Below are 16,512 nucleotides of genomic sequence, written 5' to 3'. Positions count from 1 at the left end.
CATCTAAATATTGCTTAGCAATGATACATTTTAGCTCTCGGCTATATTTGGACATAAAAAGACCCCCAATAATTGGTGTCCAACTATTGGGGGTCAGTTCATAGCTCTGAGAGTTACGCGGCTTTTTAGTACCAGCAATTTAACGGATTGGGCTAAACCTCTGTAACTTCAATTACAGACTCTCGAATGGGATCAATGCGCACCGCCGCAACCTTAAACTCAGGGATCTTGGCATGAGGATCGGTTGCCGTTGTCGTCAGGCGGTTCACTGGCGATTCCACAAAATGGAATGGAATAAACACGACGCCTTGCTGCATTCGTTTCGTTACAAACGCCGCAATTTCAATTTCACCACGACGTGTCGACACCTTGAGCATTTGTCCGTTGGAAATCCCTAACGCCTCAGCATCATGAACACTGACCATCGCACGTGGCCCCGCCAAGTTATCTAAGCCTTTTGTTTTGCGCGTCATGGTGCCTGTATGGAATTGCTCTAGGATACGCCCGGTAGTAAGTACCAGCGGGTACTCTTCGTCTGGAAGCTCAGCCGCATATCGAAACGGAATCGCTTCCATTTGACCGCGCCCACGAGTGAACTGAGTTTGGTGCATGATACGGGTACCGTCAGGGTTGTTCTTGTTACTCGGCCATTGCACGCCATTAACCGTGATGTTTTCCCAACGTAAACCACCATATTGTGGCGTGACGCGAGCAATCTCATTGGTAATGTCCGCAACCGAATCGTAGCTCCAACCACCACCCATAGCGTTGGCTAGCATTTGGATAATCACCCAATCCTCTTTCGCATCACCAGGAGGTAATACCGCAGGGTTAATACGCTGAACACGTCGCTCAGTATTGGTGAAGTGACCAGACTTCTCAGCGAACGAGCAAGATGGCAGAACCACATCCGCATACTGCGCCGTTTCGGTTAAGAAGATATCTTGCACCACAAGGAAATCTAACGCTTCAAGCCCTTCAATCACGTGAGTTTGATTCGGATCACTTAGCACAGGGTTTTCACCCATTACGTATAAACCACGCACATCTCGCTTACATGCCCCATCAATAATCTCGGTCAGTGTTAAGCCCGTTTCAGCCGGCAAATCAGCAATGCCCCACTCCATCGCGAACTTTTGGCGAACCATTGGGTTATACACTTTCTGATAGCCCGGGAGGTTATTTGGCAATGCGCCCATGTCGCAAGCACCTTGAACATTCGATTGTCCACGCAGCGGGTTGATACCGCCCCCTTCAATACCTATGTTGCCACACAACAGTTGCAGGTTAGCAATAGATCGAACGTTGTCGTGGCCAGTGGTGTGTTGCGTGATACCCATGGAGTAATACACCGCCGTGCGTTTTGCAGTACCGATCAAGCGCGCCATCGCGAAGATGTCTTCTGCTTTAACGCCAGTTACTAGCTCTACTTTGTCTAACGAATAACTTGGCGACATTACCTCTTGCAGCAAGGTATCAAAGCCATCGACACGGTCATCAATGTATTCTTGGTCATACCAACCGTGTTTAATGATCTGCTGCATCACACCATTAATCAGCATTACGTCAGTACCCGGTCGATGTGCTAGGTAAAGCTCAGCGTGATCGGCAATATCAATTCTCTTAGGGTCCGCGACAATCAAACGAGCACCGTTATGCCTTACTGCCTGTTTGATATGCGAGCCGATAATTGGGTGCGCGGATGTGGTGTCAGAACCAATGATAAAAATGACATCTGAGTGTTTGATGCTTGGGATGTCATTAGTCATCGCCCCACTGCCCAGAGAAGCCTCAAGCCCAGTTACCGTTGAAGCATGGCAAAGGCGAGCACAATGGTCGACGTTGTTAGTACCTAGTTCACGACGAACGAATTTTTGGAACGCATAGTTATCTTCATTGGTGGTTTTAGCCGATGAGAAGCCCGCTAGTGCATTACTGCCAAAGCCTTGTTTAATCGCCGTGAACTTATCGGCAATGAGCATGATAGCTTCTTCCCAACTCGCAGGTTGCAACCAACCATCTTTACGAATCAATGGTGTTGTGAGGCGAGCATCACTGCTCACGAAGTCAAAACCAAAGCGCCCCTTAACACACAGCATGCCTTCGTTAACCGGAGAATTACCTCCCTCGATATAACGGATTTTGTTCTTCGCTTCTTCAACATGCATGGTCAGCTTACAGCCCACACCACAGTAGGTGCAGATAGTGTCGACCTTCTTAAGAACGTCGGTGTCACCTTGCTTTCTATCTCTCGCGTCCACCATCGCACCAGTTGGGCACGCTTGAATACAAGAGCCGCATTGAACACAGTTCGAGTCACCCATTAAAGTCTGATTCGCCCCGAAATTTGGGCGACACTCAGGTCTTGAAGCGGGCTTACCATCAGCCTGATTCATGAAGCTTAGAACGCCATGAACATTTTGTTCACGACACGCCTGGATACACTGACCACAACTGATGCAGCGGTTGGCATCGAAAATAATAAATTCAGAGCTATTGTCGACAGCAAACTTCTGTCTTGTTGAACCCACTTTCGCTTCTTCTGTTCGAATAGCTTGCCAGCTTTCATTTGAAGCAATATCGATTTTGTATTCAGGGTGCGTTTGAGTTGCCTTGTACTCAGTCGAGTAATCACGTAGGTCGCAATTGGTATTGGCTTGGCAACCACACTCTAAACATCTTGCAGCTTCAGCGATTGCATCAGCATTATCAAAGCCAGTCTCGACTTCTTCAAAGCTCTGCTCTCGCTGCTCTGGAGTGAGCTCTGGCATAATCTTACGTGCCATGCGTTGTATCGACTTGTACTGCTCGGGATCAACGGCTTTGAGCTGCTTATGCTTTCTTGAGTTAAACGGTTTAGCCGGAATATTTTCCATATCACCATTGAAGAATCGGTCGATCGCTTGCGCAGCAATACGCCCGTCTCCGACTGCTTCTACTGCCGTCGCTGGACCACGTCTGAAATCACCAATACTAAATATATTACCCGTACCTGTGTGCATGGTTTGCGGATCTGCATCTGCGGTGTTCCAACGTGTCAGTGGGATATCAATCTCTTCGTTATCCATGAAGCTTAGGTCAGGCTTTTGCGACACCGCAGCGATAACCGTATCGAACGCTTCAACAAAGAACTCACCCGTTGGTTTAGGGCTACGACGACCAGAAGCGTCAGCAGGGCCCAGCGCCATGCGTTCTAATCGAATTTCTGATACATGGCCATTGTCATCAGCAATATTCTCTGCCGGGTTGGTCAAGAAGTGGAACTTCACACCTTCATGTTCAGCTTCTTCGATTTCATAGTCTTCAGCTGGCATTTCATCTCGCGTACGACGATAGATGAGTGTTGTATCAGCGCCATCACGCACTGCGGTTCGTGCGCAGTCAATCGCCGTGTTACCACCACCAATCACAGCAACTTTTTTGCCGGTAATATAATGTTTGTCAGTCACATAGTCTTTCAGGTAATCGACACCCAAATAGCAGCCTCCAAGGTCACTACCGGGATAATTCATCTCAACTGCTTGTGACGCACCCACGGCTAAGCAGACCGCATCAAAATCACGACTAAGATCCGACAAGGTGAAATCAACACCGAGCTTTTTATCGCACTCTACTGCCATTCCATTACGACACATAAGCTCGATTTCTTTATCTAGAATCGATTTCGGTAGACGATATTCAGGAATCCCATAACGTAGCCAGCCACCAGCTTTAGGCATCGATTCGTAAACACTGACATCATAACCTTCATTGGATAGATAATAACCAGCGGTTAAGCCACCAGGACCACTACCAACAATCGCAATGCTCTTGCCTTTGCTTGTTTTTTTCGCTGGCATGTAGCTCTCTTGAGCGGCCAAATCGGCATCGGCTGCGTGTCGCTTGAGCTGACGAATAGCAATAGAGTCATCGACTAAGTTTCTTCGACACTCCGTTTCACAAAAAGCAGGACACACACGACCAATCGATAGTGGCATCGGCAGTGTTTTCTTAATCACTTCAATGGCTTTAGTATGATCATTTTGCGCGATGTGATGAAGGTAAGACTGGATATCGACTCCGGCCGGGCAAGCGGTTTGGCACGGTGCTTCACAGTCAGCATAGTGGTCTGCCATGATTCGATTCAACGCATCTTGGCGATGAACCGTTAACTGTTTAGATTGAGTCGTAATGTTCAAGCTATTGACGACCTCAAGCTCACACGAGCGTGTTACGCCCATCCCATCCACTTCAACCACACACAAATCACACGGCACTTTGTCCGCTGTTTTGTTCAAACCACATAACGATGGAATCTCTAAACCACATGTTTTGGCCGCCTCAAGAACGGTTTGCCCTTGTTCGACGATTCGAAATTTCCCATCAATGACGATTTGAATCATAGCTTGTCCTACCTTTACCTTTCGCACACTGCGAGTTATCAATAATTAAAAATAAAGTAATACAATATTATTAATATTATTTAATCTATGTAATTACCATACATTAATTATGGTTTTGTGCGTGTGACCTCAAACAAGTTCCATTGATAATAACCATAAGGTATGAGTGGTCTTATCTGTATATGGAAAACATTAAGTTGAAGATAAAGGCAATTGGAGGAAGGCAGGTGTAATCAGGGAGATTAGACTTCAGATATTAAAAAGCCCCTACCACTGTATATAAAGTGAATAGGGGCTTTGAATTGATACGATAAATCGGCTTAAAGCTTACTGCTCAGCTTCTTCAATCAGCTCTTGCACTGGCGATGCAGGTTTGTTTTGTGCAAAACCACGCAGACCAACAACATGTACGTGTTCGTGATCTTTGAAGACCTTACGTACCAGCTTGTAGGTCGTGCCTTTCTCTGGGCTGATGTTCTCAGGCGCTGCAATCAGAAGCTGCATGCCTAGACGATCACACAGTTCAAACAGCGTAGAGATAGACTTCGCATCCAGACGAGCTGCTTCATCAAGGAACAACAAGCGACATGGAACAATGTCTTTGCTACGAAGTCGACGAGACTCTTCTTCCCAGCTCTGAACAACCATCAATAGGATAGATTGACCAGTACCGATCGCCTCACCGGTAGAAAGTGCACCCGATTCCGCTTGTAGCCAGCCGTCTGAACCACGGTTAACTTCTACACTTAGCTCTAGGTAGTTACGGTAATCCAGTAGCTCTTCACCCAGCACTTGCGGAGAACGTTGACCCATGTCGATATGTGGGTTCACACGTTGGAACAACTTCGCCATTGCTTCAGAGAAGGTGAAGCGAGTCGTCTCGAACAAGTCTTTATGCTGCTCTTGTTGAGTCGCTAGGCCCGATAGCAAGATTTCGTGGCTTTCACGGATCTTAACATTCAAACGTACGCCCTTAACCTGACCAAAGTAAATGTTCGACAAACCTTGGTTCAGCATACGAATACGGTTCTGCTCACGCTGAATCGTCTTCTTAATGATGCTTGCTACCGACTCAGAGCTGATCGCTAGGCGGTTTTCACGCTGCGTCAGTTCTTCTGTTAATCGGGCTAACTCAACTTCCATCTCTTCGATTGCTTCAACCGGATCATCCGTATGAATGATGTCTTGGCGAATACGCTCGCGAAGATGTTGGTAAACCGCAATATAGAATAGAACCTTACGCTCTGGATGTGCGTTATCTTCAGATAGACGCAGCGAATCACGTAGATCTTCATTGTCAGCCACAGCCAGACGCAGTGCACCCAGTGATTTATCCGACATTGAGCGAAGTTCGCCCGCCGTTAGGTAAGCCAGTTCACGCTTGTGTAGACGACGTTCAACGTCATTCTCACGAGCTAAACGCAGTACTGAACACCAACCTGCTTTTGCAGCAACAACGAAGGTACGAAGCTCTGTGTACTCTTTCTGTACTTTCTTAAGACGCTTAGCCAGTGCTTTCATCTCAAGTTCAGTTGAGGTGATCGTGCGTTCGTATTCGCTCTTACGGCTACGAGAAGTATGCAGACGCTCTTGAAGCTCGTCACGACGACGTACAGCGCGCTCTTCAGCACCTTCATCAGCGTTAACACCGAACTCTTGAAGCTCTTGTTTGAACTCTTGAACCGTCTCTTGCTTCGCTTGGTGCGAGCTCTTCAGCGCTGCCAATACTTGGTTGTACTGGTTCATCTGTTCGCGAGCTTGCTTCAAGCCATCGCGGCCTTTCGCTCGAGCTTGTTCTGCTTGAACCAGTTTCGCTTTCAGTTGCTCACTCAATTCACTGCTCTTGTTAAGCAGGTCAACTGAGTCTGCGTAAGCAAAGTAGTGACGACGCTCAATCAGATCAGACAGTGCGAATACTTTGCCTTTTAGTGTTTGTAGCGCGTTGTCCGCCTGGCGGTACTCAGCTTCCAAAGCTTCGAATTGCTCTGGGTCAGCGTCTAGTGCTGAAACGATTTGCTCTAATGACGCAAGCGCTTTGCCATGAGTGTTCAGGTAAGACTTAGCTTCGCTCAGACGTTCTAGTTGTACTTCTAGTTCAGCTAAACGTTCAGCGAGCGTTTCGTCTTCTAGAATACGAACCATAGGCGCTAACTTATCAAGTGCAGCAATCGCCTGTTTGCTTTGTTGAAGCTGGCTACGTTGCTGTTGCTCTTTCGAATCCAGTTCAGCCAATGAACGTACTACTTGGTTACGTTTCTCACGAACGACTGCAAGTGCTTGCTCTGGATCTGCATTAAACGCAACGTGCAGGTGTTTCGCTACAAAGCCGTTGAATGCTTGGTATAAACGATTCAGCTTTTGAGAGTCAAACGCAGCTTTCGCGTGATTCTCAACAACCACATCGCGCTCTTCTCGCAGTTTCTCTAAACGCTGCTCACGAGCCGCACGACCAAACAGTGGGATCTCAGGGAAACGAGAGTAACGCATTTGGCGATCGTTCAATTGAACACACACCGCGCCTTCTAATTCATCAGCATTGAACGAGCTGTCATCAAACGCGTCTACATCACCTTCAAGGATGTAAAGGTCTTCAGGACAATCATCAAGATCAATCAGCTTCTCTTTGATGCCATCAAGATCTGAAACCACAATCGCATGACGAGCTGGGCCGTACATCGCACTGAAATATGGCGCATCGCCAATTGTGATGTCGTCGTAGATCTCTGAAAGCAACACGCCACCAAGGGTATCCGCTAAGCCTTTCAAGCGAGGATCGTTAGAACCACCTGGTGATGCTAGACGCTCAATTTCTTGCTCAAGTTCAGCTCGGCGAGTTGCCAGTTGATCTTTAGCCACCGCTTGAGACTTTTCATCTTCAAGCACTTGTTGCATTTGCGTCATCACCGCTTGGCTATCTTCTAGCTCAGCTTCGGTTTGATCTCTTAATGCTTCAAGCGCATCGTTTGCTGTGATCCAAGCAGGAGCAATAGACTCTAGCTTTTGAATCTCTTGGTCGTGGTTTTGTTGTACACGACGCTGTTCACTTTTCGCTTCACGTAACTCTTCTTGAGCGTACTCAAGCGTTTCGATCTGCATTGCATGACGTTCGCGCTCTTCGTCGAAAACCGCTTCGTCAGTCAGTGAAATGTTGTGTTGCTTTTGGTATTCAGTCGCCAGCTCTTTTGCTTGACGCTGCTGCGCCACATCACGAGCCATGTCGCGATGCTGAGCACGCCATTGCTGTTCGTTCTCAACAACATGTTTTGCGTTACGACCTTTTTCTAGAGCTTGTTTAGCGCTGTGAGACGCTTCTTTACGTTCAACATCACCAACAATGCTCTTAACCAAAGACAGCGCTTTATCGAACTGTGCAGAAGCTGCTGAAGACATGTCTAGCTTGTGCTTAGTAGACAGTAGCTTCTGTGTGCTTGACTCTTCTTGTGCTTTTAACTCAGAAACCAAGGTCAACGCACTTTCTGCCGTAATAGATTCATCACCTAGCAACTGCTTGGTTTTCTCTAATGCTTGAACCGCTTGCTGGTATTGAAGTGCGCGAGTCTGCTGAACATCCAATGCTTGTTGGTAATCAGCAAGCTGAGTTTTCAGGCTATCCACTTCTTCTTCAGTAATGGTTGCCTGCTCTTCTGCAAGAAGTACTCGCTCTTGAGCTTCTTCAACCACCATCATCTGCTCTTCTAGACGCTCATTAAGCTCTTCTAGATCTTCGCTGTAGCGAGCAATTTTCTCTTGCTGACGAAGTGCAGTTTGAACCAATTGAAGATGATCCGAAGCCGCTTGGTAGTCTTGTTCTAGAGACGATTCTTGATCCACCAGCAACTCAAGTTCTTCTTGAACTCGATTCAACAGGTTGTTTTGCTCAAGTAAAGTTTCACGCGAACCAAACAGTTCACCACGGAACTTCATGGTTTGATCTAACTTATTGCGACGATCGTTCGCATGGCGCATATAGTCTGCCGCCACGTAGTTAGTCGATTCAGTGATCAAATGCTTGAACAAATCACGATCAGACTGAGTTGTCTTGATCGCTTCTAGCGTCATGCGGTTCTCACGCAGTGCCGATTCCATATCTTGGAATGCTTTCTTCACACCACCATTTTGCGGCAGAAGGTAATCACGCAGAGAACGTGTAATCGCACTTGAGATACCACCGTAAAGTGATGCCTCAATCAGACGGTAGAACTTAGAGCGGTCGCTGCTGTTACGCAGTTTCTTCGGTACCACACCGTATTCGAACATCTGTGAGTGGTAATCCACAATCGAAGAGAACGCTTTGAAGTGTGCGCCTTCGTATTGTGCAACTGCGGCCTTCACATCATTTAGCTGACATACACGAGCATGACTGTCTGAAACGTTCTGAATCAATACATCCGTTGGCTTCACATGGCTTGGAAGACCTTGGATAACGAACGGCTTGATGTCTACTTTCTTGTCACGACCAGCAACTTGCTGCAGTTTTACTGCAAACAGTAGGCGTTGGTTACGAGAGTTCACCACATCTAACGCTGCATAACATGCGCCTGGCTGAAGCTTACCGTAAAGGCCTTTATCACGTGATGACTGTGAGCTGCCTGCTTCCGTTGTGTTACGGAAATGCAGAAGGCTTTGGTCAGGGATAAGTGCTGTAATGAATGCCGCCATTGTGGTCGACTTACCTGCACCGTTACCGCCAGAAAGCGTTGTAACCAATCCATCAATATCAAAAGTACGTGCGAAGAAGCCGTTCCAGTTGACCATGGTTAATGATTGATACTTACCTCTTTCAATCATGCTTCACCTTCTACTTTTGTTTGTTCGCCGTCGTTTGACTCAAGGTCAAAATCAGCTTGATCGTTAAAAATATCTTGTTGACCGTTTTCATCTACATCTGATGTAGCTTCAGCTTTCTCTTCATTCAACAAGCTACCTTGGTTAGGTTCTTGAGTATGCACCACAGCCTCACCATCACGGATAAGGCGCAGTTGAGCTTCTTTCATGTCATCGCCAACACGTACGTCCGCACCAAAACGGAATACCGCTTCGCTGATACGGAATTTGCCCGTTTCGCCAATCGCAATCAACATGCCGATACGGCGTAGGCGACGCAGAGAAGTACGCACTTTTTCAAACAGTTTTTCTTTGTCTAAATCAGAACCAGACGCACGGTTTGTTGCTAGCTTCATGAGTTTTTTCTCATCCGCTAGTGCCATTAGCTCTTCAAATAGCTCTTGGTTAGTGAAGATACCTTCGTGTGCCAAACGCTCTGGGCTTAGGTACAAGAAACACAATACCTTGCCAACAAGCATGTCTAGCTCAGACAACACACTACGACCAATTAAAGACGTAGAACGCGGACGCAGATAGAAGAAACCTTCCGGAGCTTTCACAAGTTCTGTGTTGTAGCGTTGGTAGAAATGCTGAAGCTCAACTTCAAAATCAGATAGTAACGCGTGGTTATCTAGGTCTTCTGTTGAAATATGCTTACCTGAACGCAGCATGCTGTCTAGCGCAGGGAACAGTGGGTTCGCTATCGCTTTTACCAGTTTCTCTGGCATGTAATCATCAGTACTTGTTAATGACATTGGCTTGTACCTTTGCACCGAAATCGTTGATTGCCTGCCAATCTGGCTGAATAGCCTGATAGTCAGACTCTGAGTAACCTAAGCGCACCGCTTGGTCGACAACAATTCTGGCTAAATCAAAATGGTGTGTGCGAGGGTGTTCAGCGAGGTAGTCGCGTAACACAAGGCCAAGATCGATTGGCGCACCTTGCTGTTTGTGAGCTTTTAACATATCTGCAATTCTTTCAGACAGCAGATCGTTCACTTGCTCAAATTCTTCGTACTCTACGTCGAGTGGCGCTTGTCCTGTTACTTCGTCATCACGAAGCACTAGTGCTTCATCACGAAGATCCGTCAGCTTCTCAGCGTCGGCATAAGTTAGTAGCCACGGCGCATCAAAGTATTCCGTCACAGATTGACGTAGACGTTGGCTGAAGGCACGGTTCTTATCCATATCAATCGCGGTACGGATAAACTTGTGAACGTGACGGTCATAGCCGATCCATAGATCAATCGCTTGTTGGCCCCAACTTGTGATTCGGTCGAGCTTCATTTGCAGACCAAACAGGGTTTCGCCAACAAACTCGAGTTCATCGTCGCCGTAAACAATTTCTTGAATATCGAGGATCTGTGTTTGCAGTTCATCACCTGCCGCTTGCAAGGTATCTTGCAACTCTTTTAGCGTGGCTGAGGTTTCTGATAGCAAGACTTCACAGTTGTTGATCGCTTCACGCCAATCTTTATTAAGAAGGTCGGCAATCTGCTGTTTTACGGTCTGCTGCTGCTCATCCATAACGCGTTGGTTAAGATCAATCTGATCGAAAATTTCACCAACAGAGTACTTAAGCACGCCGTAAACGTTCTTTCTCCAATGCCCTGGCGTTCCACCTTTCTGTGCTGCTTCAATAGCTTTTGCCATTTCATCCGCAACCATAGAAAGTTGGATAGACAGTTTTAATTTAGAGAACTGACGGTGACGTAAATAATAATCTGAGATACCAATTGCCAACGGTGACAAGCGGTAGATGCTTGCGCCATCGGTAATTTCGCTGGTAAAGCGGCTAATCAGCTTCTGTTTAACCAACTCATTAATTGCATTATTGGCACGAAACGCTGAGGCTTCACCAGTATCTTCAAACAGTCGAGTGACGATAGTAAACGCATCATGCAGTTCACCCTCGCCCAGCTCTTCATCGAACCTTTCATTGCTTAATACTGCAATAGCAATCAAAAATGCTAAGCGCTCTGGCGGCAAGTTTAATGAAAAATCATGCTGCTTGACCCAGCCCACCAACTCATCAATTGGCTGCTCTTCGGCAGTTTGAGTCATTTCACTCATTGTGGTTCCTGTTACTGTTCTTCGTCATATCAAACACAGTAGATATGACGCCTATTTCTTTATAACGCGGGCTTCTTACGATTGCATAGCGCATATTGTGGTTTCTTTTACCACATTCATCACTGTTATTGCGCAGGTTTTTGAGCCCAAACGTGAATATAACGGCCTAGTGACAGATATGGCTCTTGGCGACATAGCTGTTTTTCTAGTTCCAATACATCTTCAAATTGGTAATCGCCCATGTACTCCATATTACCTATGTAGTCACTGAAGGAGCGAATGCCTGATTTACCACAGATTTCTAGACCAGCGTCTTCTATCCATTGATAAACCTCTTCTGGCTTCAAGCCTTTTTGTGGTTGCAGCTTAAACCGTTTTCGATGTGGCATCCCATTCAATACATGAGGAATGTTGCCACAAATCACATTTTTCAGGACTAATCCGTGGTGGTTGTAAAACATTATCGAGGCAATACCACCCGGTTTGACTTGTTCAAGTAGCAAATCAAGTGCTTCTTTAGGATCGGCTAGCCACTCCATAACGGCGTGAAACATCACAAAGTCGACTTTATCGTCGAGATGCTCTGCCACTTTTTGTACCGGAGAATGGATAAACTGATATTGCTCTAACAGCCCTGCTTCGGTGATCCCTTCTTGAGCCAGTTTTAGCATCTCAGAAGAGAGATCACATAGAGAAACCTTATGACCAAGTGCCGCAATTTTTTGCGACATCTGTGCCAATCCGCCTCCGGCATCAAGCACATGCAGTGGAAAAGTAGAATCTTCAAACTTGCTCAAAGCTTGTTCTAAATCTTCCCATACGATGATCTGACGGATCTCTCCTTTGTCAGAGCCGTAAATATTTTTTGCAAATTTGTGGGCAATATCGTCGAAATTACGGTCTTCAGTCACGGCTACTTGAGTTATTATGTCCTATCGTGCCTGCTATTCTGTCACAGGAATTTCAGGAATAAAGAGGCGATGTCTCTTTTTACTACTAAGTGATGTTTTTTCGGACTATTCGGATATGTTTGAGCTGAAAAAAGTAGTGTCTTCATTACTGATGCCACTACCAGCAATGTTAATTCTCGCATTTCTGGGCTTAGCCCTAGTGATGTTTACTACTAAAAGAAAGACTGGTTGCTTAATTACCCTCTCAGCCCTCTGTGGTATTTTCCTAATCGCTTTCCAGCCAGTTTCTAGTCAACTATTAATACCAATGGAAAGGCAGCACACTGCATTTTTACCTGTCGACGAAACCGTCGATTACGTGATGGTTCTTGGTAGCGGCCACGTCGTTGATGACCAGATCCCACCAACATCTGAACTGAGTCGCACAGGCTTGATGCGTTTGAGTGAAGGTATTCGCATTTTACGCCTCTACCCGGGCGCTAAACTGATTCTTTCTGGCTACGGCGCTGGTACAGAAGTCAGCAACGCACGAATGATGGCTAAGGTAGCCCTAGCACTCGGTGTGGCAAAGCCTGATATCATTCTGCTGGAAACAGCCAAAGACACTTGGGAAGAAGCCCGCCAAGCCGCTGCGTTCGTTAAGAATAAAAGAATGGTGTTGGTGACTTCAGCAAGCCATATGACACGTGCTCTCAACGAATTTAACGCGGCTGGTATGAAACCATTACCGGCACCGACCAACTACCTAGCACAAGAAGGTATTGTTGAGCCTTGGAATAAGTACATGCCTAAGGCGATTTATCTTGAACAGACAGAGCGTTACTGGCATGAGACCATGGGGTTGGTTTGGCAAAGCCTACGTGACTGGCTAGACACCAGCAGTGATATTGCAGAAGAGCCAATCGTCGTGCCTGAAGCTTCGAGCCTAGCTGAAGATGAGAATGTCGTTTCGGCAGCTCAGCCTCAATAAGCAGTCTACATAAAAGACTGAGTCATAAAAAAGCCGAGACATCACTGATGATGTCTCGGCTTTTTAATATTTACTATTCTAGCGGACTAACATGTCCCGCAAGACTTAGTCACCAGCGAACATGTAACCTTCACCATGGACCGTCACAAAGATTTGTGGATTCTTAGGGTCGAATTCCATTTTTGCACGCATGCGTCGAATCAGTACGTCGATAGTACGATCATTTGGCGCGTCTACTCGGTGGCTGATCATATTAAGAATACGTTCACGGCTTAATACCTGGTTAGGGTAAGAAGACAACGCAACCAATAATTCATATTCAGCTTTCGTCAGTTTTACTGGTTCACCGTTTTTGCTTAACGCACGACGAGGGATATCAAATGTCCACTCACCAAAACGAACCACTGATTCATCTTCAGATTCTTCAACCGCACCTGCTGCTGTTTTACGAGCGGCAGAAATACGCCAAAGTAGGTTTTTAACTCGAACCAGTAACTCGCGAAGTTCGAAGGGTTTAGTAACGTAATCGTCAGCGCCCATTTCAAGGCCAACAATTTTGTCGATGCTATCCGTGCGTCCAGTAACTAAAATAATTCCAATGTCTGATTGACTGCGTAATTCGCGAGTTAGCATCAATCCATCTTCGCCTGGTAAGTTGATGTCCAGCATAATGAGGTCAACGTTGTTTTCTTCTAACACGTTTCTCATTTGAGCGCCGCTTTCTGCTTCGCTTACTGTGTACCCTTCGTTCTGGAAATAACCAACCAGTTTACTACGGGTCACCACATCATCTTCTACGACTAATACGTGATAGCTCATCTACACCACTTTTCTTATTTAATAGTTTCGGTGACTATTCTATTCATAACTAGTAACAATTCTAGTGGTACTGTAGATAAATGCCAGAAACATGGATTTTTTTTGATACAAGACAATCTTAAACCTTGCTATTTGTCGTCTGGCACAATTCAATATAGGCATTACTACTAACGAGTAACTTTGCATTTCGCAAATAACCTCGTCATCAGCCTTGGTGTGTAAAAAACACCACAAGACTAAATCAGGATTTACGTAATGAAAGATACGAAAGCGTTCAATGAGCAAAGAGCAGAAATTTACTGGTGGTTATCAAGCTTATTCGCCAAAGAGCTCACTCAAGATGAACTTGACCACTACCACTCTGTTGAAATTCGTTCTTTCTTAACTGGTTTAGGCGAAAATGAAACACTCAAACCTGCGATTGATAGCTTAGTTGATGCACTAAACCGCTTACAAACACGTGAAGATGCACAACTGGAACTGGCTGCTGACTTTTGTGACCTATTCCTAAAGACAGACAAGCATGGTGCCCTTCCCTACGCTTCGATGTACATCGGTGAAACTGGGCTATTAAACGATAAGCCAGCAAAAGAGATGGAAGAGATCATGGCTAAGCACAACTTAGTGGTTAACCAAGATCTAAAAGAACCAGCAGACCACATCGCTATTGAACTCGACTTCCTAGGTAACCTAATCATTCGCTCTAATGAAACAGAATCAGAGGAAGAGTTAGAAAAGTCATTCGAAGTTCAACAGCAGTTTATTGAGCAACAGCTACTCACTTGGATTCCAAAGTTCAAGGTTAAGTGTCATGAGGTTGATGAGTTCGGTTTCTATGCATCAATATCATCGCTGCTACTGGCATTCTGTCAATTAGACACTCAATATTTGGCTGGTGAATAGCTTATTAGATGACTAGGTAAATAAATTCAGTAGAATGTGACAATTCACCCGGATTTCTGGGTGAATTTTATTGCGAGTATTTTCTAGTCAGTCTAAAATTGTGACCGCAAACGATAAAATATGAAACATTCACGAAATGCTATGCTTATTAAGTTTCAGAGCATTTCGGTGTTAAGACAAGCCGCTCAATAGCGGTTTTTTGTTTTTTAACACTTTAGTACCCAAAGAGCCCTACACGTTTAAGCTCTTAGTTAGGTAGCTTAACGGCTACTTCATTCCGTACTTTGGGGAAAGTAGCTTCTAATAGGATAAAACCATGGCCACTATAAAAGATGTCGCTCGCTTAGCCGGCGTATCAACAACAACCGTTTCTCACGTAATCAACAAAACCCGTTTTGTTGCAGAAGCGACTCAAGAAAAAGTAAATAAAGCGGTAGACGAATTAAACTATGCACCAAGTGCTGTTGCTCGTAGTTTGAAGTGTAATTCAACACGAACCATCGGCATGCTAGTGACTCAATCAACCAACCTATTCTTCTCAGAAGTTATCGATGGTGTTGAGAGCTACTGCTACCGTCAAGGTTACACTTTGATCCTGTGTAACACGGGTGGTATCTATGAGAAGCAACGTGACTACATTCGAATGCTTGCAGAGAAACGTGTAGATGGCATCTTGGTTATGTGTTCAGACCTAACTGAAGAACTGAGAGAGATGTTAGACCGTCACGCTGACATCCCTAAAGTAGTCATGGACTGGGGCCCGGAGAGTTCTCAAGCAGATAAGATCATCGATAACTCTGAAGAAGGTGGCTACCTAGCGACTAAATACCTAATCGACCGCGGTCACTCAAAGATTGCTTGTTTAAGTGGCCACTTAGACAAAGCGGCGTGTGTGGAGCGTATCGCTGGTTACAAGCGCGCTTTGGAAGAAGCTAACATTACTGCAAATGACGACATGATCATCGAAGGTAACTTTGAGTGTGATACTGCCGTTCTAGCCGCTGACAAAATTGTTGAGATGGAAGATCGCCCGACAGCTGTATTCTGCTTCAACGATACCATGGCACTAGGCTTGATGAGCCGCCTACAGCAGAAAGGCATCCGTATCCCTGAAGATATCTCTATCATTGGCTACGATAACATCGAACTGGCTGAGTACTTCTCTCCACCATTGACTACCGTTCACCAACCGAAGCGCCGTGTCGGTAAGAACGCCTTCGAAATTCTGCTTGAGCGTATTAAAGACAAAGACCATGAAAAACGCGTCTTCGAAATGCACCCAGAAATTGTTGAACGTAGTACAGTTAAAACGTTAAATTAACTGATAAATTGAGTTTATTTTCATCAAGCGCACCTTTGGGTGCGTTTTTTTTATCAGCAACTAAAATAAACCTAGTTTCATATAATAAAGATCATTAATTGAAGCAATATCACACTTTGAAATAACAAGTGTGAGCCTCATTCAACAAAAACTTTATTCTATTCAATCAGTCACGCACAGGGCAAATCACTTGAAAAGGTGAGACGCAAAGCTTCCGGCCTAAACCACTCGTTGGTATGGTAGCGGGGTTACCGATGGCAAAATGCAGTAACTACTAATAATTTAGTAATTTACGGCTTATTGACAATG

The 16,512-nt window shown here is 45.5% G+C and carries 9 protein-coding genes and 1 riboswitch; of the genes, 3 read left to right on the top strand and 6 right to left on the bottom strand.

Annotated elements, in window-relative coordinates:
- Positions 1–152: 152 nt before the first annotated feature.
- The 5 genes from fdhF to cmoM form a co-directional block, all read right to left on the bottom strand.
- Positions 153–4,382, bottom strand: coding sequence for a formate dehydrogenase subunit alpha (gene fdhF, locus F0228_RS10955; protein ID WP_171730693.1), 4,230 nt, complete (start codon positions 4,380–4,382; stop codon positions 153–155).
- Between the two features lie 327 nt (positions 4,383–4,709).
- Positions 4,710–9,170, bottom strand: a complete 4,461-nt coding sequence (mukB, locus tag F0228_RS10950; RefSeq protein WP_171730694.1) for a chromosome partition protein MukB — start codon at positions 9,168–9,170, stop codon at positions 4,710–4,712.
- Positions 9,167–9,961, bottom strand: coding sequence for a chromosome partition protein MukE (mukE, locus tag F0228_RS10945; RefSeq protein ID WP_061032871.1), 795 nt, complete (start codon positions 9,959–9,961; stop codon positions 9,167–9,169). Before mukE ends, mukB begins: the two co-directional genes overlap by 4 nt.
- Positions 9,942–11,279 carry a chromosome partition protein MukF gene (gene mukF / locus F0228_RS10940; protein ID WP_008220060.1) on the bottom strand — a complete coding sequence of 446 codons (1,338 nt, stop codon included), beginning with the start codon at positions 11,277–11,279 and terminating at the stop codon, positions 9,942–9,944. The genes mukE and mukF overlap by 20 nt, the downstream gene beginning before the upstream one ends.
- A gap of 125 nt (positions 11,280–11,404) precedes the next feature.
- Complete coding sequence (cmoM, locus tag F0228_RS10935; RefSeq protein WP_105057382.1) at positions 11,405–12,190, bottom strand: tRNA uridine 5-oxyacetic acid(34) methyltransferase CmoM; 786 nt, start codon at positions 12,188–12,190, stop codon at positions 11,405–11,407.
- Positions 12,191–12,305: 115 nt separating this feature from the next.
- Between cmoM and elyC the strand changes: the two genes are divergently transcribed.
- Positions 12,306–13,160 (top strand): envelope biogenesis factor ElyC, encoded by an 855-nt coding sequence (elyC, locus tag F0228_RS10930; RefSeq protein WP_171762232.1) that lies wholly within the window; start codon positions 12,306–12,308, stop codon positions 13,158–13,160.
- 105 nt (positions 13,161–13,265) lie between these two features.
- Here the strand turns inward: elyC and torR are convergent, their stop codons facing one another.
- On the bottom strand, positions 13,266–13,979 hold the full coding sequence (gene torR / locus F0228_RS10925) for a two-component system response regulator TorR (RefSeq protein ID WP_008220067.1): 714 nt from the start codon (positions 13,977–13,979) through the stop codon (positions 13,266–13,268).
- A 255-nt stretch (positions 13,980–14,234) separates the two neighbouring features.
- Here torR and torD point away from each other — a divergent pair, with 255 nt between their 5' ends.
- Together torD and purR are read left to right on the top strand one after the other, a co-directional pair.
- Positions 14,235–14,882 (top strand): molecular chaperone TorD, encoded by a 648-nt coding sequence (gene torD, locus F0228_RS10920; RefSeq protein ID WP_171730696.1) that lies wholly within the window; start codon positions 14,235–14,237, stop codon positions 14,880–14,882.
- 316 nt (positions 14,883–15,198) lie between these two features.
- On the top strand, positions 15,199–16,203 hold the full coding sequence (gene purR / locus F0228_RS10915; RefSeq protein ID WP_061034224.1) for an HTH-type transcriptional repressor PurR: 1,005 nt from the start codon (positions 15,199–15,201) through the stop codon (positions 16,201–16,203).
- 170 nt (positions 16,204–16,373) lie between these two features.
- A riboswitch (cyclic di-GMP riboswitch) is annotated at positions 16,374–16,459 on the top strand.
- Positions 16,460–16,512 lie beyond the last annotated feature (53 nt).

It is taken from the genome of Vibrio sp. 99K-1 (genome assembly GCF_013114585.1).
Lineage (GTDB): Bacteria > Pseudomonadota > Gammaproteobacteria > Enterobacterales > Vibrionaceae > Vibrio > Vibrio chagasii_B.
Note: the sequence above shows the minus strand (reverse complement) of the source record. Positions and strands in the feature narration are given on the sequence as shown.

What these genes read in the sequence shown, in the direction of transcription:
- fdhF (WP_171730693.1), bottom strand. Translation starts at nt 4,382, where the DNA reads ATGATTCAAATCGTCATTGATGGGAAATTTCGAATCGTCGAACAAGGG.
- mukB (WP_171730694.1), bottom strand. Translation starts at nt 9,170, where the DNA reads ATGATTGAAAGAGGTAAGTATCAATCATTAACCATGGTCAACTGGAAC.
- mukE (WP_061032871.1), bottom strand. Translation starts at nt 9,961, where the DNA reads ATGTCATTAACAAGTACTGATGATTACATGCCAGAGAAACTGGTAAAA.
- mukF (WP_008220060.1), bottom strand. Translation starts at nt 11,279, where the DNA reads ATGAGTGAAATGACTCAAACTGCCGAAGAGCAGCCAATTGATGAGTTG.
- elyC (WP_171762232.1), top strand. Translation starts at nt 12,306, where the DNA reads ATGTTTGAGCTGAAAAAAGTAGTGTCTTCATTACTGATGCCACTACCA.
- torR (WP_008220067.1), bottom strand. Translation starts at nt 13,979, where the DNA reads ATGAGCTATCACGTATTAGTCGTAGAAGATGATGTGGTGACCCGTAGT.
- torD (WP_171730696.1), top strand. Translation starts at nt 14,235, where the DNA reads ATGAAAGATACGAAAGCGTTCAATGAGCAAAGAGCAGAAATTTACTGG.
- purR (WP_061034224.1), top strand. Translation starts at nt 15,199, where the DNA reads ATGGCCACTATAAAAGATGTCGCTCGCTTAGCCGGCGTATCAACAACA.